The following is a 24,380-nucleotide window of genomic DNA, read 5'->3' as shown; positions in this document are numbered from 1 at the left end:
ACGGTGACCGCGCTCGAGCAGTTGATCGAGGCCTTGCGGCGCCTGCCCGGCGTGGGCCAGAAGTCGGCCCAGCGCATGGCCTACCACCTGCTGCAGCACGACCGCGCCGGCGCCGACGCGCTGGCCCGCGCGCTGCAGGATGCGGCGCGCAACGTGCGCCATTGCGAGCGCTGCCACACCTTCAGCGAGACGCCGCTGTGCGCCATCTGCTCGGACCGTCACCGCGACGCGCGGCTGCTGTGCGTGGTCGAGTCGCCGGCCGACCAGGCCGCGATGGAGCGCACCGCGTCCTACTTCGGCTACTACTTCGTGCTGCAGGGCCGGATCAGCCCGCTGGACGGCGTGTCCACCCGCGAGATCGGCGTGGACCAGTTGCTCGAGCGGGCCGCCGACGGCCAGGTGGAGGAGGTCATCCTCGCCACCAGCTTCACCGCCGAGGGCGAGGCCACCGCCCACGTGCTGGCCGAGGCGCTGCGCGCGCGCGGCCTGCGCAGCACCCGGCTGGCGCGGGGCGTGCCGGTCGGCAGCGAGCTGGAGTACGTGGACCTGGGCACGATCGCGCATGCGCTGGTGGACCGGCGCTCCACCTGACCGACCGCCGCGGCCGGCCGCGACCGCATCGCGGCATCCACCCAACGCCACGCCCGGGGAGGGCGCTCGATGACCATCGCCAACCATTGCCTGATCGTCGCCTGCCTGCTGCCGCTGCTGTGCGCCTGGGTGGCGAAGTCCAAGGGCATCGGCAAGCGCCGCCGTGATGGCGGCTTCGACAACCACGATCCGCGCGCCTGGCTCGGCCGCCAGACCGGCTGGCAGGCCCGCGCCAACGCGGCGCAGGCCAACAGCTTCGAGGCGCTGCCGCTGTTCATCGCCGGCGTGCTGGCGGCGCAGCAGATGCAGCACGACCAGGGCCGCATCGATGCGCTGGCGATGGCCTTCATCGCGGTGCGCCTGGTCTACATCGCGCTGTACATCGCCGATCGGCCGACGCTGCGCAGCGCGGCCTGGGCCATTGGCGTGGCCTTGTCGGTCGGGCTGTTCTTTGCCTGACGACGGAGCGGCGGGCCGGTCGCGTCACGGGCGGGGCTTGCCGCCTTCCAGGAACAGGTCGACGGCACGCGCGGCGCGCTCCTCGATCTCCGCCAGCGACATCGGCCGCGCGCTGCGCTCGTACAGGCGCGGGCCGGTTTCGGCGGTCAGCAGCGACATGAACTGCATCGCCGCGATCGCCGGATCCAGCCGGCGCAGCGCGCCGCGTTGCATTGCCCCGGCGAACAGCCGGGTGAGGGCATCGGCGAACTGCCGCGGGCCCGCGCGATGGAACAGCGCTCCCAATTCCGATCGCCCGGCCTCCGCCATCACCATCCGGTAGACCAGGATCGCGCGGCGGTCGTTCAGCATCACCTGCAGCATGCAGCCGCCCGCCTTCCTGAGCAGCGGCGCCAGCGCCGGGGCCTCGTCGATCGCGGCCTCGACGATGGCGGTCGCCTCCGCCAGGTGCGCGGTCGCGAAGGCTTCCACGACGCCGACGAACAGCTCCTCCTTGGACGGGAAGTAGCCGTAGAGCGTGGCCTTCGACCCGCCGAGCCGGCGCGCGAGCTCGCTCATCGACGCGCCCTCGTAGCCGGCCTCCTCGAAGAGCTGGATGGCCGCCTCGATGATGGTGTCGCGGCGCGCCTGGGTCCTCACCCGCATGACGGCATCTCCATAACTGTACGGGTCCGTACTTTTAACTTGACGCTCATTCCGTGGTCCTAATACCGTACGGATCCGTACTGTATTGCATTGGAGCGCCTGATGCTGAGCTATGTCCTGCACCTCATCGATCTGCTGGGCTTCCTGCTGTTGCTGGCGCTGCCTCGCAGGCGCTTCCGGCGCCGGCGGGAGCGGCGCTGACGCGCTCCGGACGATCCGGTCCGTGTGTCCCGACCCCTCCATGAAGGTGATCCGATGAGCTTTTTCTCCCCGTCCTTCCGTCGCGCGTCTTCCCGACGCGCATCCGCCCGACGCCTGCCCGCTCGCCCGCTGGCGCTGCTGACCCCGGTGGTCGTGCTGGCCGTGCTGGCCGGCTGCGCCAGCCCGCAGCCGCATCCCTACGCGGACCTGGCCTCCACGCCGGTCCTGCGGCCCAACCCCTCGGATGAGCGCGGGCACATGCCTTATCGCCTGCCCAAGACGGTCGACTGGGGCCAGTACGGCGCCGTCATCGTGGAGCCGGTGATCGTCTACCGAGGGGCGGACCACCAGTTCGAGGACCTTTCGGAAGACGACAAGGTGGTGCTCGCCGGCGACATGCGCCGGGCCTTCGCCGACCAGTTGAGGACGCGCTTCCGGCTGACCACGGTGCCCGACGCCGGCACGCTGCGGGTGCGCCTCACGCTGACCGGCGCGAAGACGACCACGCGGGTCGTCAGCACGCTGACCCGCTTCGACCTCGCGGGCGGGCCCTACAACGCGGTCCAGGCGGCACGCGGCCGGGAAGGCAGCTTCACCGGCTCGATCAGCTACGCGGTCGAGATCCTCGACGCGTCGACGCAGGAACTGCTGGGCGCCTATGTCGCCAAGCAGTATCCGAACGCATGGAACCTCGGCGCGACCTTCGGCCGGCTGGACGCGGCCCGCGTCGGCATCGACAAGGGCGCGGAGGAACTGCTGGCGCAACTGCGTTGAACGCCGCGCCGCGATGAGCCCCGGGCGCTCGATCGAGCGCCCGTCGGCGGGAGGGTCACCGCGCGCCGCCGCTCAGCGCAGCGCGGTCTTGGTCGACACGGTGCGGGCGACCTTGCCGTCGCCGCTGGCGACCTTGGCGCTGCGGGTCTTGGCGCCGGCCTTGGCCTTGCCGGAGGCGGTCGACGCCACCTTGGTGACCTTGCCCGACTTGGCCGACGCCTTCGAAGCGCCGGACGGTTCCACCGAAGCCAGCGTCTGGCCCTCGCGCACGTAGACGACGATCTGCTGGCCCGGCTTGAAGGTGGCCTTGGTGCTGACGCGGTTCCACTGCGCCAGCTGCGTCGTGCCCAGGCGATGGCGGCGCGCGACGCTCGCCACCGTGTCGCCCTTGTTCGCCTTCAGCGTCACGCGGCGCATCGGCGGCACGTCGGGCGCGAAGCCGATGCGGGCGTTGTCGGCCAGGTGCTCGGAGACGTCCTGGTCGCGCGAGGCGGTGCGCGGCACCAGCAGCGTCGAGCCCTTGGTCACCAGCATCCGCGCCGGGATGCGGTTGATCTCGCGCAGGCCGGTCTCGCTCATGCCGACCTGTCTGGCCGCGTCGGCCGGCTTCATCGTGCGGGGCACGACCCAGGCGGTCCACGACGCCAGCGGGCCCCGATGCTTCTCGAGGTTGGCCACGAAGGTGCTGGCGTTGTCGTAGGGCAGCAGCAGCTGGCCGCTGCTGGCCGCCAGGATCACAGGCTTGTTCATCGACGGGTTGAACTGGCGGAAGGTCTCCTCGTCCAACTCGGCCAACTGCGCGGCGCGGGTCACGTCGATGTCGCGGTCGATGTTGACCGACAGGAAGTAGGGGTGGTTCGCCACCGCCGGCAGCTCCAGGCCGAAGGCCGACGGGCGCATCACGATGTTCTTCACCGCCTGCAGCTTGGGCAGGTAGTAGCGCGTCTCGTCGGGCATGCGCAGGCTCTCGTAGTCGATCGGCAGGCCCGCCTTCTGGTTGCGCGCCACCGCCTTGCTGACGTTGCCCTGGCCCCAGTTGTAGGCGGCCAGCGCCAGTTGCCAGTCGCCGTCGAACAGCTTGTTCAGGCGCTGCAGGTAGTCCAGCGCCGCTTTGGTCGAGGCCAGCACGTCGCGGCGGTCGTCGCGGAAGATGTTCTGCTTGAGGTCGAAATCCCGGCCGGTGGCGGGCATGAACTGCCACATGCCGACGGCCTTGGCGCTGGACTGCGCATCGTTGCGGAAGGCGCTCTCGACGAAGGGCAGCAGCGCCAGCTCCATCGGCATGCCGCGCTTCTCGACTTCCTCGACCACGTGATACAGGTACAGGCTGCCGCGGCCGGTCATGCGCGCGACGTAGTCGGGCCGGCTGCTGTACCAGTCCTCGGCCTTGCGGACCAGGTCGTTGTCGAGCTCGGGCATCGCCATGCCGGCGCGCATCCGCGCCCACAGGTCGACGTGGGTCTTCGGCGCGTCGAGGTCGACCTTCTGGCCGGGGTTCATCGTGTCCTCGAGCAGCACGTCGAGCTTCTCTTCCGGCGCGGTGGCCACGCTCGCCACCGGCGTCGCGGGCGAGGGCACGGCCGAGGCGGCCGCCTCGACGGCCTGCACCGTTTGCTGCGCCACCGCCTGCGCGTCCTGGTTGTCGGCGGGCGCGACCGGGCGGTTGGCGCAGGCGGCCAGCACCAGCGGCAGCAGCGCTGCCAGCAGCGTCAGCGCCGGACGTGTCGAAGTGGTGGGGGAGGGGGAAGCGGCGTCCGCGCGGTCCGCGGAGCGGGAGGAACGAAGCAGCGGGAAGGACGGGGTCGGGTGTCGATGCATCGGGGTCTCAGCGAAAGTCGTTCTTCCATCGGCGCAGCCCGGCCAGGACCGAGACCGGCTCCGCGGTGACGCTCGGGTCATGGCGCTGCGCGGCCGCGCGGACCTCGGCGTGCTCGCAGCGCAGGAAGGGGTTGATCTGGAGCTCCACCGCGATGGTGGAGGGCAGGGTGGGCAGCGACTGCCCGCGCCGGGCCAGACACCAGGCCTCGTGGCGCGCGACCGCCTCGTTCTGGGGCTCGACTGTGCGAGCAAATCGCAGATTCGACAAGGTGTACTCGTGCGCGCAGCAGACCCGGGTTTCTCCGGGCAGCGCGGCCAGCTTCGCCAGCGAGGCCCGCATCTGCGCCGGCGTGCCCTCGAAGAGCCGGCCGCAGCCGGCGGAGAACAGCGTGTCGCCGCAGAACAGGAGGGGCGCGCCGCCGTCGGCCGGATGCTTCAGCACGAAAGCGATGTGACCGGCGGTGTGGCCGGGGACGTCCAGCACCTCGAAGACCTGGCCGAGCAGTTCGACGCGGTCGCCCTCGCGCAGCGGCACGACCGGCACCGGCATGGTTTCGGTGGCGGGACCCCAGACTTGTGCGCCTTGCGCCAGCAGCGGCAGCAATTCACGCAGGCCGCCGACGTGATCGCCGTGGTGATGCGTCACTAGAATGCCCTGCAGGTCCAGGCCGAGCGCGCGCAGCGCCTCCTTCACCGGCGCGGCGTCGCCCGGATCGACCACCAGGGCCGACCGGCCGTCATGCAGCAGCCAGAGGTAGTTGTCTGTGAAGGCGGGAACGGCGACCAGGTTCATGCAGGCAAGGGGATCGGGTTCCAGATGAAGACGCGGGGCCAGGACGAGGACACCGACGCGAAGGCGCCGATTGTAGAGGCGCAGGTCCGGCCGGACGCTGCCGCGGCGGAGCTCACGCACTGGCTGCGCACGCCCGCCGGACGCTATCTGCTGGCCTGGGAACAGCGCTTCATCGACGCCGCCGTGATCGACTGGTTCGGCTATCACGCACTGCAGCTGGGTTTCCCGGAACTGCACGGCCTGCGCACCAACCGCATGACGAACCGCTGGCTCGCGCTGGACCATCGGCCGTTCGAGGACGCCGTCGCCGGGCCGCCGCGGCCCTCGCTGATGGCGCATCCGCTGGAATACCAGCCCGAACCGCAGGCCGGGCCCGCGCCGGGCCTGGGCGGCGCGGGCCGCGCGGCGATCTTCTGCGAGTTCGACGCGCTCCCGTTCGAGGCCAACAGCCTGGACCTGGTGCTGCTGCCCCACACGCTGGAGCAGGCGGTCGATCCCCACCGCTGCCTGCGCGAGGTCGAGCGGGTGCTGCGGCCCGAGGGCCGGGTGGTGATCCTGGGCCTGAACCCGGCCAGCCTCTGGGCCGTGAGGCAGAATCTCGCCCGCGTCAACGGCCGGCTGCTGAGCCGCGCGCCGCGGCTCTATCTGCCGGAGGAGCGCGAATACATCGGCTACTGGCGGCTGCGCGACTGGTTGCGGCTGCTGTCGTTCGAGGTCGAGCGCGCGCAGTTCGGCTGCTATCGACCGGCGCTGCTGAGCGATCCCTGGCTGGCGCGCTGGCAGTGGATCGAGAAGCCCGGCGGCAAGTGGTGGACGGTGCTGGGCGCGCTGTACGGCGTCATCGCGGTCAAGCGCGTGCACGGCATGCGGCTGATCGGGCTGGCGCGCGGCAAGAAGCGCGTCGCCAAGGCCGCGCCAGCAGTGGCCGCCATCCACCATCATCACCATCGCGACGACGTCGAGGTCGACTGAACCTCGACGCGTCGCACGCCCGGACCCGGCCCGCTGCCGTGTCCGGTCCGCATTCTTCACCTTCCCTGTTGCTCCGCTCCGTTCATGACCGATACCACTCCCGCCGCCGCGCCCGCCGCGCCGAAGATCGCCAAGCCCAGCGTCGTCATCTACACCGACGGCGCCTGCAAGGGCAACCCGGGTCCGGGCGGGTGGGGCGCCTGGCTCAAGAGCGGCGACCACGAGAAGGAGCTGTTCGGCGGCGAGCGCAACACCACCAACAACCGCATGGAGCTGACGGCGGTGATCGAGGCGCTGAGCTCGCTCAAGCGCAGCTGCAACATCGTGATCTACACGGACAGCGAGTACGTGCGCAAGGGCATGACGGAGTGGATCTCCGGCTGGCAGCGCCGCGGCTGGAAGACCGCCGACGGCAAGCCGGTGAAGAACGCCGAGCTGTGGCAGCGCCTGGACGCGCTGCGCAAGCTGCACACGGTGGAATGGCGCTGGGTCAAGGGTCACTCCGGCGATCCCGGCAATGAACGCGCGGATGCGCTGGCGAACCGCGGGGTGGGCCTCTGACCGAGGGGCGGTGATCGGGGCAGGCGGACCGTCGCCGTGCCTGGGTCGGCCCTCATGTCGGGGGGGAGGATGACGCTCGACTGGGGGACGCCCGGGCGGGCCGATCGACGCCGGTGAGCGGCTCGCCGCGGGCCGGGACATGAGCGCGGCTTCGGCGGTTTCGACCGGCCTCGAGCGTCATCAACATGCATGACGCCCGGTGCGCGATCCGGAGGGCCGCGGGACCGCCACGTCGCCCGATGCGGCGCGGGACGGCGCGGGACGGCCCGAGAGGGCGGCGGCGCCCTCGGCGGGCAAACGGGGATCATAGGAGCGTGCCCATCGGGGCGCCAGCACCCGGTTGCGGGCCCGGGGCAGACCTCTATGCGTCATCTTCTGTTACGGGATCAATATCCCGGCATGAGACGCATCGAACATCCCCTCCCGTGGTCGGCGTCGAGGTCCTCGCCCCTGACCTGCTCCGCAGCCGGCTGGCTGCGCGCGTCCTTGTCCGCCGCCACCTTTGCATGTCCGGTCACCGTGCTGGCCGCGGAGCCTGCCGGGGCGCCGCCAGCGCGGGCCGAAGCCGAGGTCGAGGCCGAGGCCGCGGTGGACACGAAAGCGAAAGCGGCGGGCGGTCTGCCCCGCGTCACCGTGACCGCGCGCAAGGTGCGGGAGAACGTGCAGGACGTCCCGGCGTCCATCGTCAGCCTGGGCACGGAGGAGGTCGACCGTTTCGACCTGAGCTCGCTGGAGAAGGCCGCCGCCGCGGTGCCCGGTCTGCTGATCACGCGAGGCAACAGCGGCTCGGGCGCCAGCATCAGCCTGCGCGGGATCGGGCCCAACTTCTCGAGCATCGGCATCGAGCAGTCGGTCGCGGTGATCGTCGACGGCGTGTACTACGGCCAGGGCCGGGTGATCGACGACTCCTTCTTCGACGTCCGGCAGATCGACGTGCTCAAGGGCCCCCAGGCGCTGTACTGGGGCAAGAACAGCACGGCCGGCGTCATCTCGATCACGACCGAGGACCCGGCGATGCACCGCGAGATCAGCGGCCGGGTCGGCTACGAGTTCGGCTCGGCCAGCCGCTCGATGGGGCTCGTGGTCTCGGGACCGGTCGGCGATCGCGTCGGCCTGCGCCTGGCGGTCAACGCGCGCGGCATGGGCGGCGGCCAGGTCCGCAACGAAGCGCCCGCCGGCACCTACACGACGCTGGATGCGGCGACCGGTACCGTGACCCAGCACGCGGTGCCGGCGCCGGCCAACGCGGACATGCCCGATGAGCGCGTGTGGACGGCTCGGCTGACCGCCAGCTATCGGCCCGAGAGCAGCCTGTCCGTGGTGCTGAAGGCCTCGGTGGACCGGCGCACGTCGAACGGCACCTCCTGGAACGACCGGTTGTGGAAGTGCCCCAACGACAGCAACGGCGAGCCCTGCGGCGAGGGGTTCTCGGTCCGGCAGAACCCGTTGCCACCCGGGATCGCCGCGGCCCGGCCGCATGCGGATCGGGAAGGCGGGCAACTCTATACCCGCTACACCTCGGGATCGGTCACGCTGAAGGTGGACAAGACGCTGGACCGGGCCCTGCTGTCCTCGATCACCAACCACCAGCGCTTCGACTACGCGGCGCTGTCGGACTACGACTTCACGGCCGTTCCGGGCATCTGGTCCGACGAGCACGACCGCTATCACGCCTGGTCGCAGGAGCTGCGGCTGGGCACCCGCTTCGACCACCCGGTCAACTTCATGCTGGGCGCCTTCCTGCAGGGCACGAAGCTGGTCTTCGCCCAGGGGTCGGCCTTGTTCGGCGCGGAGAATTCCGCGGCCGATGCCGCGAACCGCTATCTCGCCTTCGCCAAGGACTCGGCGACTCGCGGCCGCACCACCGCGCTCTACGGTCACCTGAGCTGGCGCTTCCTGCCCGGGTGGGACTACGTGCTCGGCGGCCGCTACACCGCGGAGCGCAAGACCTCGTACTTCGCGCAGCCCTACGTGCATCCGGGCTTCGTGCCGGTGTATCCCATCGCGCGCGTCGACGCCGACCAGCGCTTCCACGACTTCTCGCCGACCAGCACGCTGACCTGGAAGGCGACGCGCGACCTGACGCTGTATGCGGGCTATCGCACCGGCTACAAGTCGGGGGGCTTCTCCAACAGCGCCACGATCTCGGCGTTCGGGAACGGCGTGTCGGACCTGGCCTTCGGTCCGGAGACCGTCAGGGGCGTCGAGGCCGGGGTCAAGAGCGACCTGCTCGACGGGCGCCTGCGCCTGAATGCCGACGCCTACCACTATCGCTACGCCGATCTGCAGATCGACTTCTACGATGCGCCGCGTCTCACGCTCATGACCACCAACGCCGGCGCGGCGGTGGTGAAGGGGATCGAGGCGTCCGCGGAGTACCTGCCGCGCGGCCTGGGCGGGCTCAAGCTGATGGGCTCGCTGCAGTTCAACCTGGCGCGTTATCGGGACTACCTGGCGCCCTGCTACGCCGGCCAGAGCCAGGCCCAGGGATGCCTGCCCACGGGGCCCGACGGCGCGCTGCGCCAGGACCTGAGCGGCCGGCCCACCGCCAACGCGCCACGCTGGACCGCGAGCCTGGGGGCCGATTACCGCCAGTCGCTCGGCGCCGACCTGGTGATGGGGCTGTCCGCCCGCGTGCGCTACGCCAGTGCGTCCTCGGTCTCGCCCTTCGGCCAGCCGCTGGCCGTCCAGCCGGCCCATGCGCTGATGGACGCGGCCCTGCGCGTGTCGACGCGGGATGAGCGCTGGCAGCTGGCGCTGGTCGGCAAGAACCTCACCAACCGGTTCGTCGTCACCTCGGTGTTCGACCAGTCCGGCACCGGCAGCGCCTCGGGCGGAGTGACCGGCCAACCGGCCAACCAGTTCGCGTTGTTCCTGCCGCCGCGCACGGTGATGCTCGAACTGACGGGCCGGTTCTGAGCCCGCGCCGCCGCGCCGCGACGGCCTTCCCCGGTCCACGGAGTTCCGCATGAACGATTTCGACGAGAGCGGCGACGGCGCGGTGTACCCGCGCGGCGACCTGACGCTGCGGCGTGGGCGACGCCGCAGCGACGGACGCCCGGTGCTGCTGTTGAGCGCGGTGGCGGAACACGCGTCCGCCGGGGCGAGCCGGCAGCTGGCGCATGAGTTCTCGCTGGCCGACCGGCTCGATCCCGCCTGGGCGCTGCATCCCAGCGAGCTGGTGCAGCACGGCCGGCGGCCGGTGCTGGTGCTGGACGATCCCGGCGGCGAGCCGCTCGACCGGCGGCTCGACGGCCCGATGCCGCCCGCGCGTTTCCTCCCGCTCGCGATCTCGATGGCCGACGCGCTGGCACGCATCCACGCGCAAGGGCTGCTGCACAAGGACCTCAAGCCGGAGCATGTCTTCATCGCGCCGGACGGCAGCGTGCGCCTGACCGGCTTCGGCCTGGCCGCGCAGGTGCCGCGCGAGCGGCAGCTGCCGGTGCCCACCGAGGTGATCGCCGTCAGCCTGCCCTACATGGCGCCGGAACAGACCGGGCGCATGAACCGGTCGGTCGACGCGCGCAGCGACCTCTACGCGCTGGGCGTCACCTGCTACCGCATGCTGGCCGGGACGCTGCCCTTCGCCGCCGGCGACGCGCTCGAATGGGTGCATTGCCATCTGGCGCGGCAACCGATGGCCCTGGATCAGCTCGGGGTGCCGCCGGGCCTGTCGGCGCTGGTCATGAAGCTGCTGGCCAAGGCGCCCGAGGACCGCTACCAGACCGCGGCCGGCCTGGCGGCCGATCTGCGGCAGTGCCTCGGGCAACTCGAGGCCACCGGCCGCATCGAGGTGTTCCCGCTCGCCGCGCGCGACATGCCGGATCGCCTGCTGATCTCCGAGAAGCTCCACGGGCGCGATGCCGAGGTGGCGGCCCTGCTGGCGAGCTTCGACCAGATCCTGGCCGATGGCGGGCCGGGCCTGGTGCTGGTGTCGGGCTACTCGGGCGTGGGCAAGTCCTCGGTCGTGAACGAACTGCACAAGGCGCTGGTGCCGGCGCGTGCGCTCTTCGTCGCCGGCAAGTTCGACCAGTACAAGCGCGACATTCCCTATGCCACGCTGATCCAGGCCTTCCGCGACCTGGCCGGCCAGCTGCTGGTCAAGCGCGAGGCCGAGATCGCCCGCTGGCGCGAGGCCCTGATGGCGGCGCTGGCGCCGCATGGGCAACTGATCCTGGACCTGGTGCCCGAGCTCGAACCCATCATCGGTCCGCAACCGCCGCTGCCCGACCTGCCCCCGATGGAGCGGCCGAATCTCTTTCGCCGCGTGCTGGTGCGCTTCCTCGACGTCTTCGCCCGTGCCGAGCATCCGCTGGTGCTGTTCCTGGACGACCTCCAATGGCTGGACGCGGCGACGCTGGAACTGATCGGCTACCTGATGACCGACTCGGGCATCCGTCATCTGCTGCTGATCGGGGCCTACCGCGACAACGAGGTCGATGCCGCCCATCCGCTGATGCGCGCGGTCGAGGCGGTGCGCCAGGCCGGCGCGCCGGTGCGCGACATCGTGCTGGGGCCGCTGGCGCTGCCGGACATCGTGGCGATGACCGCCGAGGCGATGCGCTGCGAACGAGGCGAGGCCGGCGAACTGGCGCGGCTGCTGCATGCCAAGACGGGCGGCAATCCCTTCTTCGCGATCCAGTTCCTGAAGGCGCTGGAGGAGGACGACCTGGTGTCGCGCGACGCGGCGGCCGGGCGCTGGCGCTGGGACCTGGCGCGCATCCGCGCGCGGAACCTGGCCGAGAACGTCGTGCACCTGATGGTCGGCAAGGTGGCCCGCCTGCCGCAGGACACCCTGTCGCTGCTGAAGTCGCTGGCCTGCCTGGGCAATGCGGCGGCGATCGGCACGCTGGGCGTGGTCACCGGCCAGGACGAGGCGACGATCCGAGATAGCCTCAGGACCGCCGAGCTGGCCGATCTGGTCATCGACGCCGGCGGCGCCTTCCGCTTCCAGCATGACCGGGTGCAGGAGGCGGTCTACTCGCTGATTCCCGAGGACGAGCGGCCGGGCGAGCATCTGCGCGTCGGCCGCCTGCTGCGCCGCCACACGGGCGGCGAGGCGCTGGAACATGCCGTCTTCGACGTCGTGAACCAGCTCAACCGCGGCGTGGAGCTCATCGCCGATCCGCGCGAGCGCCGCGACGCGGCGGCGCTGAACCTGATCGCCGGCACCCGCGCCCGCAAGTCCAATGCCTACGCCGCCGCGCTCACCTACCTGAGCACGGGATGCGCGCTGCTGCCGGCGGATCCGTGGCAGGAGGCGCATGAGCTGGCCTTCCCGCTCGAGCTGCAGCGCGCGGAGTGCGAGTTCCTGTCCGGTGCCCTGCAGGCGGCCAAGGAACGCCTGGCCCGGCTGGCCGAACGGGCCCGCACGGTGGCCGAGCGCGCGGAGGTGGCGGGCCAGCGCCTGGCGCTGTACCAGGCGCTGGACCAGAACCCGCGCGCGGTCGACGTGTCCCTGGAGTTCCTGCGCGCGGTGGACGTCGCCTGGGACCGGCATCCCGCGGACGAGGCGCTGGAGGACGACTACGGCGCGCTCTGGCAGCGGCTGGACGGCCTGGCGATCGAGGACCTGGTCCGCCTGCCGCCGATGACCGATCCGGTGCACAAGGCCACGGTGGACGTGCTCACCGCGTCGCTGGCGCCCTTCCTGCTGACCGACACCAACCTGTTCCGGCTGGCGGTGTGCCGCATGACCAACCTCAGCCTGGCCCATGGCAACACCGACGGCTCCTGCCTGGCCTATGCCTATCTGAACCTGATCCTGCGCGAAGCGCGCGGCGACCATGACGCGGGGAGGCGCTTCGGCGAACTGGCGCTGGCGCTGGTGGGCGGCGACCTGAGCCGCTTCAAGGGCCGCATCTGCACCAGCTTCGCCGAGGCCTGCAGTCCCTGGACCGATCACTTCCGGGTGGGCTGCGTCCATGCCGAGCGCGCGGTGAACGCCTCGCGCGAGAGCGGTGACCTGGTCTTCGAGCTGTACTCGAGCCTGCTGCAGGTGCCGCATCGCCTCACGCTGGACGAACCGCTGGAGGAGCTGCAGGCCCATGGCGAGGGCGTGCTCGCCTTCGCGCGCAAGCTCTACTTCAACCAGGTGGTGGCGTCCGTCAACGCGCAGCTGGGCTTCATCCGCGCGCTGCGCGGGCTCACCGCCGGCCTGGAGGCCTTCGGCGACGAGCAGCTGGACGAAGCGCGGTTCGAGCAGGAATTGCGCGAGGACGCCCGGCTGCGCTCGCCCGCGGCCTGGTTCTGGATCCGGAAGCTGCAGGCGCACTGCCTGGCCCACAACGCGGCGGCGGCGGTGGCGGCGATCGCCCAGGCCAGGCGCTACCTGTTCACGACGCTCACGCCCTTCGAGGAGGTGGAGTTCCACACCTACGCGGCCCTGGCGCATGCCGCGCTGGCGACCGGCCTGGCCGCACCGCTGCGCCAGGCGCAGTGCGAGCTGATGCTCGAGCATGCCGGATGGCTGGACCGGTTCGCCGGCCACAACCCGACCAGCGGCCGGTCCCGCGCCTGCCTGGCGCGCGCGGAGCTCGCGCGGCTGCAAGGGCGCGACCTCGACGCCCAGTCCCTGTACGAGGAGGCGATCCGCTCGGCGCGCGAGCACGATTTCCTCCCGATCGAGGCCGTGGCGCTCGAGGTGGCGGCGCGGTACTACGCCGCGCGCGGTACCGACAGCGTGGCCGCCGCCCTGCTGAGGGAATCGCTCGATGCCTATGCGCGCTGGGGCGCACAGGGCAAGGTGCGTGAGCTGCGGCAACGGCACCCGCGGCTCCTGGGCGCGCCGGACGAGGCGCCGGCCGCGACGATCAGCGCGGCGCAACTGGACGTCGCCGCGGCGGTCCGGGCCGCCCAGGCGATCTCCGGCGAGATCATCCTGGACGACCTCATCAAGGCGCTCCTGCGGATCGCGGTGCAGAGCGCCGGCGCCAGCCGCGCCCTGCTGCTGCTGGGCAACGACGAGCTGCAGCTGGAGGCCGAGGCCCGCGTGGGGCCGCTGGGCGTCGACGTGACGGCGCGGCGCGCGCCGATGACCGCCGCGGACCTGCCCGGCAGCGTCGTCCATTACGTGCGGCGCACCCGCACGCGGCTGGTGCTGGACGATGCCACCACGGCCGCGCCGTTCTCCGCCGACGAGTTCGTGCGGCAGCGGCAGCCGCGGTCCCTGCTGTGCCTGCCGCTGATGCGGCAGTCGCGGCTGGTGGGACTGCTCTACATGGAGAACGCCTTGCTCCCGCAGGCGTTCAGCGCCCAGCGGGTGGCGCTGCTGGAGGTGCTCGCCTCGCAGGCGGCCATCTCGCTGGAGAACGCCCGGCTCTATGGCGACCTGCAGGAGCGCGACGCGCGCATCCGGCAGCTCGTCGACTCCAGCATCATGGGCATCTTCTTCTGGCGCCTGGACGGCATCACGGACGCGAACGACGCGTTCCTCCGGATGATCGGCTACAGCCGGGACGACCTCCTCGCGGGGCGGGTCCAGTGGTCGGCGATCACGCCGCCCGAGGTGCTGCCGACGGAGGAGCGCCTGCTGGCGCAGCTGCTGCGCACCGGCCAGGCCCCGACCTACGAGCGCGACTTCATCCGGCCCGATGGTGCGCGCGTGCCCGCCATGGTGGGCGGGGTGCTGCTGCGCGGGTCGAAGGAGGCGGGCGTGTCCTTCGTGCTGGACATCACCGAGCGCAAGCGGGCCCAGGCCGAGCAGGCCGCGCGCGAGGTGGCCGAGGCGGCCAACCGCGCCAAGAGCGAGTTCCTGGCCAACATGAGCCATGAGATCCGCACGCCGATGAACGCCATCCTGGGCATGTCCTACCTGGCGCTGCAGACCGGACTCGACGACGTGCAGCGCAACTACGTGCAGAAGGTGCATCTGTCGGCGCAGTCGCTGCTGGGCATCATCAACGACATCCTGGACTTCTCGAAGATCGAGGCGGGTCATCTGGACATCGAGGACATCCCGTTCGCCCTGGGCGACGTGATGAGCCAGGTGGCCGACGCGCTGATGCTCAAGGCGGTGGAGAAGGGCGTCGAACTGGTCTTCGACCTGCCGGAGGACATGCCGGTGCAGTTGCGCGGCGATCCGTCGCGCCTGCGCCAGGTGCTGCTGAACCTGGGCAACAACGCGGTGAAGTTCACCGAGCGCGGGGAGGTGGTGGTCCGGGTGGCGGTGGCGGCGCGAGAGGAGGCGGCGGTGCGCCTGGACCTGGAGGTGCGGGATACCGGCATCGGCATCACGCCGGAGCAGCAGCGCAAGCTGTTCAAGCCCTTCTCGCAGGCGGATTCGTCGACCAGCCGCCGCTTCGGCGGCACGGGCCTGGGCCTGGCCATCAGCCATCACCTGGTCAAGATGATGGGCGGTGCGCTGGCACTGGACAGCACGCCGGGCCTGGGCAGCCGCTTCCATTTCCAGTTGAGGCTGCCGTTCCAGCCGATGCCCGCGCCGGTCGGCCGGACCGGCACGCTGCTGCAGGGCGCGCGTGCCCTGGTGGTGGACGACAACCCGTGCGCGCGGGCGGTCGTGGCGGCGATGGCGGGGCGGATGGGGATGCGGGTGGTCGAGGCGGCCGACGGCGCCGCGGCGATCGAGGCCGTGGTGCGGGCCGATGCGCGCCACGAGGCTTTCGACCTGCTGCTGCTGGACTGGCGCATGCCGGTGATGGACGGCGTCGACTGCGTGAAGCGCCTGGCCGGCATGTCGCTGCGCCACCGGTCGCCGACGGTGCTGATGCTGACGGCCTTCAGCCAGGAGGACATCACGCGTCGCCTCGCGTCGGACGGGCTGAGCGTGGCGGCGACGCTGTGCAAGCCGGTGACGCCCTCCACGCTGCTGGACGCCTGCCTGCGGGCGCGCGGCGGCGCCTCGTCCGGACCGCCGACCCCGTGGCAGGGGGCGGATCGCGGCCAGGCGCATCACGGGCTGGCGGGCGCGCGCATCCTGCTGGTCGAGGACAACGAGATCAACCAGGAACTGGCGCGCGACCTGCTCGAGGGCGAAGGCATCGTGGTGGCGGTCGCGGGCAACGGGCGGGAGGCGCTGCAGCGCCTGTCGGAAGACCGCTTCGATGCGGTGCTGATGGACTGCCAGATGCCGGTGATGGATGGCTACGAGGCGACGCGCGCGCTGCGGCGCGAGCCGCGATGGCAAGCGCTGCCGATCATCGCGATGACGGCCAACGCGCTGGTGGGCGACCGGGAGAAGGTGCTGGAGGCCGGCATGAGCGATCACATCGCCAAGCCGATCGACGTGGACGAGATGTTCGCGACGCTGGCCCGGCACCTGCGGCCGGCGGCTTCGGAGGCGGTGGGGACGGGCTGCGTCGATGCGCGTGGCGCGATCGACCAGCTCAAGGGCAACGAGCGGCTGTACGAGCGGCTGGTGCGGATGTTCGTCGATCGGGAGCAGCACTTCGCGGTGCGCTTCCGGACCGCCGTGGCCGAGGGGCAGCGGGACGAAGCGATGCGTCTGGCACACGACCTCAAGAGCACGTCCGGCACGCTGGGTGCCCATGCGCTGTGCGAGGCCGCCCAGACGCTGGAAACGGCCTGCCACGACGATGCCGGCGCGCCGGCGCTCGAGCCGGTGCTGGCCAGGGTGGAGGCGCGGCTCGGCGAGGTGCTGGCGGAACTGGCCGGACGGGGGTAGGGCGGGGCAGTGAGGGGGTAGGTTGGGCGAGACGCGGCCCGCCGGCGCCGGCTCCACTACACTTCTGCGCCATTGCTCCCCGACCGTCGCGGTTCGCCGCGTTCCCGCCCTCGCCATGGACAACCATCCGCTGATCGACTGGCATTCGATGTTCATGGGCGTGGCCCTGCTGGCCAGCGCCCGTTCCAAGGACAGCCGCAAGCGCAACGGCGCCTGCATCGCGAGCGGGGACTACAAGATCGTCGGGGTCGGCTACAACGGCCTGCCGCGCGGCTGCGACGACAACGACCCGGCCTACTGGTCCGATGACGACGCCGATCCCGCCAACTCGCGCCACAGCTACATCGTCCACGCCGAGGTCAACGCGATCCTCAACTGCGTCGTGCTGCCGCTGACCGGCAGCACCATCTACACGACCCAGTACCCCTGCCCGCGCTGCGTGCAGTCCATCATCCAGGTCGGCATCCAGCGCGTGGTCTACCTGGAGAAGAAGGACCACCAGGTCGGGCTCAACGCGGCCTCGGCCAAGATGCTGACCGACGCCCGCATCGACGTGCTGGCGCTCAACGAGCTGGACGTGCCCGCCGCCGCCTGGTGCACCGAGCTGTCGGGCTTCATCGCCCGGCCGCGTCGCTGATCGACGCCGGCCGGCCGCGCGGCGATCGCAGGAACTGGGCCGGATTTCCCCCGCTTTTCCCGCTCAAGTTCCGGGCGGTGCGATCCATCATCCTGTCCACGCCGACATGAATCGCTCCGAGGCCGCCATGCACACCCCCGTCCCCCCGCATCTGATGCCCGAAACCGCCCAGGCTCCCTGGGGACTGGTGCCGGATCTCGGCCTGACGGTGGCCGGCACCGCGAGCATGAACGAGCTGCTGACGCTGCAGGACCTGATGGCCGACCACGGCCTGACGCTGCAGCCGACCCGCATGCTCTACGACCGCCTCTACGCGCTGGAGCGCCTGTCCACGGCCCATGCCCGCGGCGATGCGCGGCTGCAGGCGGTCGCTCAGGACCTGTTCGACGCGTACCAGCGTCGCGGCGAGTGGATCGGCCTGGTGCACTGAGCAGGCCGTCTCCGCAGGAACGAACGCAGAAGGCGCCCGCGAGGCGCCTTTGTCGTTCCTGCGCGTGGGGCCTTCCGCTCGGTGGCTAAGATCGATCGCCCACTTCAGGAGGAAACCATGAATGCTCCGCGCACTTCCAGTGACTTCCCACCCGGCCTGCACGGCGGGCTCGAGCATGACGATGAGGACCATCGCGTCGGCGAGACCGGCCAGAAAGGGCCGGAAGGGGACGGCGACATCGACCGCGCCCACCATGAGCAGCGCGACTCCGGCGATCGCGCCGAGCGCCCGCGGACCAAGCCACCGATTCCGGGGCGCTGACCTCTGGCCGCCAATCCCTGGTTGTTGATCTCGGCCGCCAATCCCGGCCGTTAATCCCGGCCGTTGATCAGCTGGCGCTGGCCGGCGCCGACGCGGGCGTCGGGCCGGTCGCCTTGCGCCAGCTCGCCAGGGTGTTGGCGAACTCGATGACCGCCATCGCGTAATAGCTGCTCTGGTTGTAGCGGGTCACCGTGTAGAAATTCTGGGTGCCCGCGACGTACACCGGCGCGGCGCCGCCCATCTGCAGCTCGATCAGCGCCAGCGGCCCGTTGTGGGCGCGCCCCTGCGGCGACAGCTGCGCGCCGACCGATTCGAACTGCCGCGCATCCAGCTGCGGCAGCACGTCGCTGATCAGCAGCTGGGCGCGGGCCGCGGTGTCATTGGGCACCTGCACCTCGTAATGCGTCGGCATGCCGCGCTGCCAGCCGTGCTCGCGCAGGAAATTGGCCACCGAGCCGATCGCGTCGACCGGGCTGTTGATCAGGTCCACATGGCCGTCGCCATCGAAGTCGATCGCGAAGCGCCGCCAGCTGCCCGGCATGAACTGGCCCCAGCCCATCGCGCCGGCGTACGAGCCCTTCATCGCCATCGGATCCAGGCCGTTCTCGCGCGCCAGGATCAGGAACTGGCGCAGCTCCTCGCGGAAGAAGGGGCTGCGGTCGCGCGCGCCCGGCGGCAGCGGCGAGGGGTAGTCGAAGCTCAGCGTCGCCAGCGCGTCCAGCACCCGGAAGCTGCCCATGATCCGGCCGTAGAAGGTCTCCACGCCGATCACCGACGCGATCATCTCTGCCGGCACGCCATAGGACGCCTCCGCGCGCGCGAGCGCCGCCTCGTGCGTCGCCCAGAAGGCCAGCCCGGCTTGCAGCCGCTGCGGCTCGACGAAGCGCTGCCGGTAGGCGCCCCAGTCCTTCGCCTGTCCCGGCGGCCCCGGCAGGATCAGCCGCTGCACCGCCGGCTGTGGACGCGCCAGCGCCAGGATCGCGCGCAGTTCCTCGCGCCGGTAGCCGAGCGACTCGGCCTGCGCATCGGCGAAGGCCATGACGTCGTCGCGGTCGCCATAGGCCGGCGGCGGCGCGGGCTTGCGCGCCGGCTTCTTCGCGGCGGACTTCGGCTTCGCAGCCGGGTGCGGCTTGTGGGCCGTCTCCGCCAGCGCCGGCGCGGCGGCCAGGCCGGTCATCAGCGGTGCGGCGGCCATCGAGGCCTGGAGCAGGGAACGGAGGAAGACGCGGCGGGGCGTGGAGCGGCGGACAGCGGTCATGCGGGACTACGGCGGAGGCGGCGGAAATGGCAGAGATGGCGGATGCGGGCCGGCGAGCGGCGGTGCAGCGTCAAGCACATGGAAGAGGGGGGGCTCAGCGGGCCAGCGCCTGACGGAGGTCGGCACACAGGGCCGCGAACTGGCGCTGCCATTGTGACGTGGCGGCGGCGAGGTCCTGCCGGTAGCGCTGCGCTTCCAATTGCAACAGCGCGGCCGCGACCGTCTCGGCCGGCGCGCCGTGGCGCTCGACCAGCGCCGCGGCCCAGCGGCGCGGGGTCTCGTCGTCGCGGGTGGCCAGGCCGAGGCGATCGAGTTCGCGCCGCACGCGGGCGCGCTGACGCGACCAGGGATCGTGCGGTCGCCGGTGCCAGGCCGCCAGGCCGGCGCCCACCAGGGCCGCCAGCGCCATCAGGCCGCCGGCGACCTGGCCCAGCGCGGTCCAGTCCGGATTCTCGAAACCCAGGCGCTTGAGCAGGCTCATCTGCTCGCCGGTGGAGAAGTTCAGCACTGTCTGCTGCCAGCGGTTGTTCAGGCGCTCCCAGGCGGTGCGCAGCTCCGTCAGCAGGCCCGGGCGCAGCTGCTCCAGCGCGCCGGAGAACACGCCCGGCGACGGCCGCAGCGGCCGGCCCTGGATGCGATCGGGCGACACCGCCGCGGTTGGGTCGGCGCGCTGCCAGCCGCCGGCGGCGGTCCAGAACTCGGCCCAGGCGTGGGCCTGGCTCATGCGCACGACCAGGTCGCCGTCCTGCAGCTGCGGGTCCGCGCCCTGGAAGCCGGTGACCACGCGGGCCGGCACGCCCGCCGCCCGCATCAGCACGACGTAGGCCGAGGCGAAGTGCTCGCAGAAACCGAGCTTGCGGTCGAACCAGAACTCGTCGATCGCATGGGGGTTGGTCTCGCCATAGACGCCGGGAGTGAGGGTGTAGCCGAAGCCGTCGCGGCGGATGCGGGTCAGCAGCTCCCGGTTCACGGCGAGCGCGCGGGCGTCGTCGTCCAGCGCCGCGAAGCGCTCCTGCAGCGAGGCGCCGAGCGCCCGCGCGCGCGGATTCAGGCCGGGCGGCAGGCTCAGCGCCTCGAGGCGATCGGCGCGGCCGAGGCGGGTGCCCCATTGCGCGCGCGGCCAGGCCTCGTGCCGGAAGCGCAGCGTCTCCGCGAACGGCAGCGCGACCTGCCACTGGCCTTGCGGCGAGCGCGTCGCCGCCAGGCGTCCGACCGGGATCCGGTCCCCGGTGACGCCGGGGCTGAATTCCAGCAGCGGGATCGCGGTGACGCGCAGCGGCTCGATCGTGGCTTGGTAGCGGAAGACCGGACCGTCCAGCGTCGGCGCGGCCTCGTGGCCGACCCAGGTCACGCGCGAAGCGGTCCACTGCTGGCCGTCGAAGCGCGTCAGCACCTGGGCCCGGAAGTACAGCTGCGGCTGGGCCGGCGGCGCGCCGTCGAAGCGCAGCCGCATCGCGATCGTGTCGTCGGTGGCGACTTCGGCGAAGGCGCCGAAGCTCATCGTGTCCGACAGCCCGGTGCGCGCGCCCGAGTCCTTGGGCAGCCCCCACAGCGGCGGGAAACGCGGGAACAGCACGAACAGCGCCACCATCACCGGCAGCCCGATCAGCGTGTTGCGCGCCGCGATGCGCGCCGCCAGCCGCAGGCTCGGCACGCCCTGCGGCATCTGCGCCAGCACCAGCGCCGACAGCAAGGCCCAGACGCAGCCGATCATCCACACCGCGATCAGCGGTGACTGCGAGTACAGGAACTGGGTCAGCACCAGGAAGAAGCCGAGGAAGAACACGACGAAGGCGTCGCGCCGGGCGCGCAGCTCCAGCGTCTTCAGCGCCATCAGCATCGCCAGCATGGTGATGCCGGCTTCGCGTCCGAGGATGGTCTTGTGGGTGGCCAGGGTCAGGCCGATCACCACCGCCAGCACCGCCAGCAGGCTCCAGCGACCGGGCAGCGCCTCGCTGCGCCAGGCCAGCCGCGCGCGCCAGCCCAGCATCAGCGCGGTCAAGGCGCTGCACCACCAGGGCAGGTGGCCGGCATGCGGCAGCAGCACGGCGGAAATGATCGCCAGCAGGAAGAGCGTGTCGCGCGCCTCGCGCGGCAGCGGGCTGCGGCGGCCTGCCGCCAGAACCGGGGCGGCGCTCATGGCTGCTCCTGCGCCAGCGCCAGCGCTTCCATGCAGTCGCGGAAATGCTCCGGCCCGAGGTCGGGCGCCAGCGAGACGCCGCGCAGGCGCAGGCCGTAGGGCAGGCCTTCCTCCTCGGCGCGCAGCACCCACGCCGCCAGGCGGGAGACGCGCTGCTCGAAGGGCAGGCCGCGCGTCGCCGCCAGGTCCAGCCACTGCTCGCTGGCGCGGCTGCCCAGGCGCTCGCGCACGAGCAGGGCCGCACCGGCGCCGCTGCCGCCGGGCGGTTGCGGCTGGGCCAGCGCCAGCGCCGACTTCTTCCACAGGATCTGCCGCGGCGAGTCGCCGTGCCGGTAGGGCCGCAGCCCCGGATCGTCGCCCAGCCCCGGCTGGCCCTGGCCCTGAGGCAGGCCTTCCTCGACGGCGGCGGCGGGCGGCGCGTCCAGCTCGGGCGCCGGATAGACCCAGGCCTGCGCGGCCGGCCGCCAGTAGCTCCAGGTCACGAACAGGCCGAAGGGGAACTGCGATTCGATGCGCAGCCGCGGCAGCGCATGCCGGCCGCGGGTCGGAAAGCTCAGCTGCAGCTGCAGCTGCGCATGGCCCTGCGCGGGCACGTCGGCGAAGGCGCTGTCGGCGGATCTGGCGTCGGGCAGCCGCACGCCGACGCCGAAGCGTGCCGCCGAGGGGTTGTGCAGCCGGATGTCCAGCGCCAGCGGCTGGCCCGCGTAGGCCGGCGGCGGCGTCTTCAGGTCGAGCTTCAGGCCGCGCAGGTTGGCGTGGGTCGCGTTCATCGACGCCATGCCGGCGCCGGCCAGCACGAAGGTCAGCAGGTAGCCCAGGCTCAGCTGGTCGTTGATCGACGCCAGCAGCAGCACCAGCAGGGTGACGACGAAGGCGGCGCCCGGACGGCTGGGCAGGATGTAGAGGTTGCGCTGCGTCAGCGCAGTCGTGTCGCTGGCCGGGTGGCGGGCCTGCCACCACGCGTCCCAGCGCCGCTGCCACGGCCAGCGCAGGGCCGGCGGTTTCAGCGGGGGCAGCTTCCAGGCGGGCACGCGCACGGCGGTCTCCGGTCGGGCGGTCGCGGGGCCGCGCTCAGGGCAGCGGCACAGCGGCCATCATCGCGCGCACCTGTTCGCGGGCGCCGCGCGCGCTGCCGCCGCGAGGGCGCAGCCGGTGCGCGATGGTCTGCGGCAGGATCGCCTGCACGTCGTCCGGCGAGACATAGTCGCGGCCGCTCAGCAGCGCCTTGGCGCGCGCGGCGCGCAGCAGCGCCAGGCCCGCGCGCGGGCTCAGGCCTTCCTGGAACCACTCGCCGGAGCGCGTCGCCTCCAGCAGCGCCTGCAGGTAGTCCAGCAGCGCCGGCGAGACGTGGATGCGCAGCACCTCGCGCTGCAGCGCGCGCAGCTGTTCCGGCGTCATCACCGGCTTGAGCGCGCGCAGCAGCTCGCGGCTGTCCTCGCCCATCAGCAGCTCGCGCTCGGCCTGGCGGTCGGGATAGCCCAGGCTGATGCACATCAGGAAGCGGTCCAGCTGCGATTCCGGCAGCGGGTGCGTGCCGAGCTGCTCGCTCGGGTTCTGCGTCGCGATGACGAAGAAGGGTTGCGGCAGCGGATGGGTCGTGCCGTCCACGCTGACCTGGTACTCCTCCATCGCCTCCAGCAGCGCGCTCTGCGTCTTGGGGCCGGCGCGGTTGATCTCGTCGGCCAGCAGCACCTGGCTGAAGACCGGGCCGGGGTGGAACTGGAAGGCGCTGCCGCCGGCGCCCTGCGCCCCGGGCTGGTAGATGTTGACGCCCAGCAGGTCGGACGGCATCAGGTCCGTCGTGAACTGGACGCGGGAGAAGCGCAGGCCCAGCGAGATCGCCAGCACATGCGCCAGCGTGGTCTTGCCCACGCCGGGCAGGTCCTCGATGAGCAGGTGGCCGCCGGCCAGCAGGCAGGCCAGGCAGTCTTCTGTCTGCGCCTGTTTGCCCTTGATGATCGTGCTAATCTGCCGCCGCAGGTCGGCCAGCGGTTGGGAGGCGAGGGTCGGGGCGTCGGAGCTCATCGACGCACGATATCTCAGAATCCCCACGGTCCGACGACGCCACGCGCACGCCCCGACCATGTCCACCGCCTTCATCAGCCACCCCGACTGCCATCGTCACGACATGGGCGCCGGTCACCCGGAATGCCCGCAGCGCCTGGCCGCGATCGAGGACTGGCTCATCGCCCACGGCATCGACACCGCGCTCGACCGGCACGACGCGCCGCGCGCCGACTTGCGGGCGCTGGAGCGGGCCCACTCGGCGCGCTACGTCGCCGAGCTCAAGGCCGAGCTGGAGGCGCTCGAGCAGCAGGCCCGCGAGGGCGTGCCCAACCCGATGAAGGCGCTGGACCCCGACACCTGCGCCAACGCGCACACCTGGTCGGCGGCGCTGCGCGCGGCCGGCGCGGCGGTGCAGGCCACCGACCTGGTGATGGACGGCCGCGCCGAGAACGCCTTCTGCGCCGTGCGCCCGCCCGGCCACCACGCGACCCGCGAGCAGGCGATGGGTTTCTGCTTCTTCAACAACGTGGCCGTCGCCGCCCGGCATGCGCTGGACGTGCGCGGCCTGGACCGCGTCGCGGTCATCGATTTCGACGTCCACCACGGCAACGGCACCGAGGACATCCTCGCCGGCGACGAGCGGGTGCTGATGGTCAGCATCTTCCAGGACCCGCTCTACCCGTATTCGGGCAGCGAGCCCAAGGGCGCCAACATGCTCAACGTGCCGGTGCCGCCGTACACCCGCGGCGCCGAGGTGCGCGAGATGATCGAGTCGCTCTGGATGCCGGCGCTGGAGCGCTTCCGGCCGGAGATGGTGTTCGTCTCGGCCGGCTTCGACGCGCACCGCGACGACGACCTGGCGCAGCTCGGCCTGGTCGAGGCCGACTACGAATGGATCACGCTGCGCATCATGGACGTGGCCCGGCGCCACGCGAAGGGCCGCATCGTGTCCTGCCTGGAAGGCGGCTACGACCTGGGCGCGCTGGCGCGCAGTGTCGGCGTCCACCTGAGAACGCTGGCCGGGATCTGAGCCGGATCCGCGCCGCCCGTCCCAGATGTCCCGTCGACACCCATCGACCCCCATCGACCCCCCGTCGACCCCCCATTTGACCGATAGACCCGGCCCCGGC

General features: G+C 71.7%; 18 protein-coding genes. 11 read left to right on the top strand and 7 right to left on the bottom strand.

Going from position 1 to position 24,380, the window contains the following annotated elements; genetic code table 11:
• Positions 1-3 precede the first annotated feature (3 nt).
• On the top strand, positions 4-591 hold the full coding sequence (gene recR / locus ACTJKJ_RS03510; protein WP_440819619.1) for a recombination mediator RecR: 588 nt from the start codon (positions 4-6) through the stop codon (positions 589-591).
• Positions 592-660: 69 nt separating this feature from the next.
• Entirely contained in the window at positions 661-1,050 is a 390-nt protein-coding gene (locus ACTJKJ_RS03505) for an MAPEG family protein (RefSeq protein WP_297383633.1), read from the top strand.
• A 24-nt stretch (positions 1,051-1,074) separates the two neighbouring features.
• Here ACTJKJ_RS03505 and ACTJKJ_RS03500 read toward each other — a convergent pair whose 3' ends face one another.
• Positions 1,075-1,695, bottom strand: coding sequence for a TetR/AcrR family transcriptional regulator (locus ACTJKJ_RS03500; RefSeq protein WP_440819618.1), 621 nt, complete (start codon positions 1,693-1,695; stop codon positions 1,075-1,077).
• Between the two features lie 255 nt (positions 1,696-1,950).
• Between ACTJKJ_RS03500 and ACTJKJ_RS03495 the strand changes: the two genes are divergently transcribed.
• Positions 1,951-2,670 carry a DUF3313 domain-containing protein gene (locus ACTJKJ_RS03495; protein WP_297383637.1) on the top strand — a complete coding sequence of 240 codons (720 nt, stop codon included), beginning with the start codon at positions 1,951-1,953 and terminating at the stop codon, positions 2,668-2,670.
• Between the two features lie 72 nt (positions 2,671-2,742).
• Here ACTJKJ_RS03495 and ACTJKJ_RS03490 read toward each other — a convergent pair whose 3' ends face one another.
• Together ACTJKJ_RS03490 and gloB are read right to left on the bottom strand one after the other, a co-directional pair.
• A complete protein-coding gene (locus tag ACTJKJ_RS03490) occupies positions 2,743-4,488 on the bottom strand; it encodes a transglycosylase SLT domain-containing protein (RefSeq protein ID WP_440819617.1) in 1,746 nt (581 codons plus the stop codon).
• A 7-nt stretch (positions 4,489-4,495) separates the two neighbouring features.
• A complete protein-coding gene (gloB, locus tag ACTJKJ_RS03485) occupies positions 4,496-5,281 on the bottom strand; it encodes a hydroxyacylglutathione hydrolase (RefSeq protein WP_440819616.1) in 786 nt (261 codons plus the stop codon).
• Between the two features lie 24 nt (positions 5,282-5,305).
• On the opposite strand from gloB, the gene ACTJKJ_RS03480 reads away from it, so the two are divergent.
• From ACTJKJ_RS03480 to ACTJKJ_RS03450, 7 genes are all read left to right on the top strand, one after another.
• On the top strand, positions 5,306-6,253 hold the full coding sequence (locus tag ACTJKJ_RS03480; RefSeq protein WP_440819615.1) for a class I SAM-dependent methyltransferase: 948 nt from the start codon (positions 5,306-5,308) through the stop codon (positions 6,251-6,253).
• A gap of 84 nt (positions 6,254-6,337) precedes the next feature.
• Positions 6,338-6,814 carry a ribonuclease HI gene (gene rnhA / locus ACTJKJ_RS03475; protein WP_297383647.1) on the top strand — a complete coding sequence of 159 codons (477 nt, stop codon included), beginning with the start codon at positions 6,338-6,340 and terminating at the stop codon, positions 6,812-6,814.
• A gap of 486 nt (positions 6,815-7,300) precedes the next feature.
• The gene (locus ACTJKJ_RS03470; protein WP_440819614.1) at positions 7,301-9,733 is read left to right on the top strand and encodes a TonB-dependent receptor; all 2,433 of its coding nucleotides are present in this window, start codon (positions 7,301-7,303) and stop codon (positions 9,731-9,733) included.
• A 49-nt stretch (positions 9,734-9,782) separates the two neighbouring features.
• Positions 9,783-16,457, top strand: coding sequence for a response regulator (locus ACTJKJ_RS03465; RefSeq protein ID WP_440819613.1), 6,675 nt, complete (start codon positions 9,783-9,785; stop codon positions 16,455-16,457).
• A 115-nt stretch (positions 16,458-16,572) separates the two neighbouring features.
• Positions 16,573-17,094: a deoxycytidylate deaminase gene (locus ACTJKJ_RS03460; protein WP_091723348.1), complete on the top strand. Its 522-nt coding sequence runs from the start codon at positions 16,573-16,575 to the stop codon at positions 17,092-17,094.
• Positions 17,095-17,221: 127 nt separating this feature from the next.
• Positions 17,222-17,524, top strand: coding sequence for a hypothetical protein (locus ACTJKJ_RS03455; RefSeq protein WP_440819612.1), 303 nt, complete (start codon positions 17,222-17,224; stop codon positions 17,522-17,524).
• Between the two features lie 117 nt (positions 17,525-17,641).
• Entirely contained in the window at positions 17,642-17,845 is a 204-nt protein-coding gene (locus ACTJKJ_RS03450) for a hypothetical protein (RefSeq protein WP_183478619.1), read from the top strand.
• A gap of 67 nt (positions 17,846-17,912) precedes the next feature.
• Here the strand turns inward: ACTJKJ_RS03450 and mltB are convergent, their stop codons facing one another.
• From mltB to ACTJKJ_RS03430, 4 genes are all read right to left on the bottom strand, one after another.
• Positions 17,913-19,103: a lytic murein transglycosylase B gene (gene mltB, locus ACTJKJ_RS03445; protein ID WP_440819611.1), complete on the bottom strand. Its 1,191-nt coding sequence runs from the start codon at positions 19,101-19,103 to the stop codon at positions 17,913-17,915.
• Between the two features lie 94 nt (positions 19,104-19,197).
• A complete protein-coding gene (locus tag ACTJKJ_RS03440) occupies positions 19,198-21,243 on the bottom strand; it encodes a transglutaminase family protein (protein ID WP_440819610.1) in 2,046 nt (681 codons plus the stop codon).
• Complete coding sequence (locus tag ACTJKJ_RS03435) at positions 21,240-22,280, bottom strand: DUF58 domain-containing protein (RefSeq protein ID WP_440819609.1); 1,041 nt, start codon at positions 22,278-22,280, stop codon at positions 21,240-21,242. The genes ACTJKJ_RS03440 and ACTJKJ_RS03435 overlap by 4 nt, the downstream gene beginning before the upstream one ends.
• A 34-nt stretch (positions 22,281-22,314) precedes the next feature.
• Entirely contained in the window at positions 22,315-23,268 is a 954-nt protein-coding gene (locus tag ACTJKJ_RS03430) for an AAA family ATPase (RefSeq protein ID WP_297383663.1), read from the bottom strand.
• A gap of 58 nt (positions 23,269-23,326) precedes the next feature.
• Here ACTJKJ_RS03430 and ACTJKJ_RS03425 point away from each other — a divergent pair, with 58 nt between their 5' ends.
• On the top strand, positions 23,327-24,280 hold the full coding sequence (locus ACTJKJ_RS03425) for a histone deacetylase family protein (protein ID WP_297383665.1): 954 nt from the start codon (positions 23,327-23,329) through the stop codon (positions 24,278-24,280).
• Positions 24,281-24,380: the final 100 nt, after the last annotated feature.

Source organism: Roseateles sp. 22389 (genome assembly GCF_052044995.1).
In the GTDB taxonomy this organism is placed as follows: domain Bacteria; phylum Pseudomonadota; class Gammaproteobacteria; order Burkholderiales; family Burkholderiaceae_C; genus Roseateles.
Note: the sequence above shows the minus strand (reverse complement) of the source record. Positions and strands in the feature narration are given on the sequence as shown.

Coding starts and splice junctions, on each gene's coding strand:
- ACTJKJ_RS03430 (WP_297383663.1), bottom strand. CDS start 23,268: ATGAGCTCCGACGCCCCGACCCTCGCCTCCCAACCGCTGGCCGACCTG.
- ACTJKJ_RS03495 (WP_297383637.1), top strand. CDS start 1,951: ATGAGCTTTTTCTCCCCGTCCTTCCGTCGCGCGTCTTCCCGACGCGCA.
- ACTJKJ_RS03460 (WP_091723348.1), top strand. CDS start 16,573: ATGGACAACCATCCGCTGATCGACTGGCATTCGATGTTCATGGGCGTG.
- ACTJKJ_RS03450 (WP_183478619.1), top strand. CDS start 17,642: ATGAATGCTCCGCGCACTTCCAGTGACTTCCCACCCGGCCTGCACGGC.
- rnhA (WP_297383647.1), top strand. CDS start 6,338: ATGACCGATACCACTCCCGCCGCCGCGCCCGCCGCGCCGAAGATCGCC.
- ACTJKJ_RS03455 (WP_440819612.1), top strand. CDS start 17,222: ATGCACACCCCCGTCCCCCCGCATCTGATGCCCGAAACCGCCCAGGCT.
- ACTJKJ_RS03440 (WP_440819610.1), bottom strand. CDS start 21,243: ATGAGCGCCGCCCCGGTTCTGGCGGCAGGCCGCCGCAGCCCGCTGCCG.
- gloB (WP_440819616.1), bottom strand. CDS start 5,281: ATGAACCTGGTCGCCGTTCCCGCCTTCACAGACAACTACCTCTGGCTG.
- ACTJKJ_RS03490 (WP_440819617.1), bottom strand. CDS start 4,488: ATGCATCGACACCCGACCCCGTCCTTCCCGCTGCTTCGTTCCTCCCGC.
- ACTJKJ_RS03500 (WP_440819618.1), bottom strand. CDS start 1,695: ATGCGGGTGAGGACCCAGGCGCGCCGCGACACCATCATCGAGGCGGCC.
- ACTJKJ_RS03425 (WP_297383665.1), top strand. CDS start 23,327: ATGTCCACCGCCTTCATCAGCCACCCCGACTGCCATCGTCACGACATG.
- ACTJKJ_RS03480 (WP_440819615.1), top strand. CDS start 5,306: ATGAAGACGCGGGGCCAGGACGAGGACACCGACGCGAAGGCGCCGATT.
- ACTJKJ_RS03505 (WP_297383633.1), top strand. CDS start 661: ATGACCATCGCCAACCATTGCCTGATCGTCGCCTGCCTGCTGCCGCTG.
- mltB (WP_440819611.1), bottom strand. CDS start 19,103: ATGACCGCTGTCCGCCGCTCCACGCCCCGCCGCGTCTTCCTCCGTTCC.
- ACTJKJ_RS03465 (WP_440819613.1), top strand. CDS start 9,783: ATGAACGATTTCGACGAGAGCGGCGACGGCGCGGTGTACCCGCGCGGC.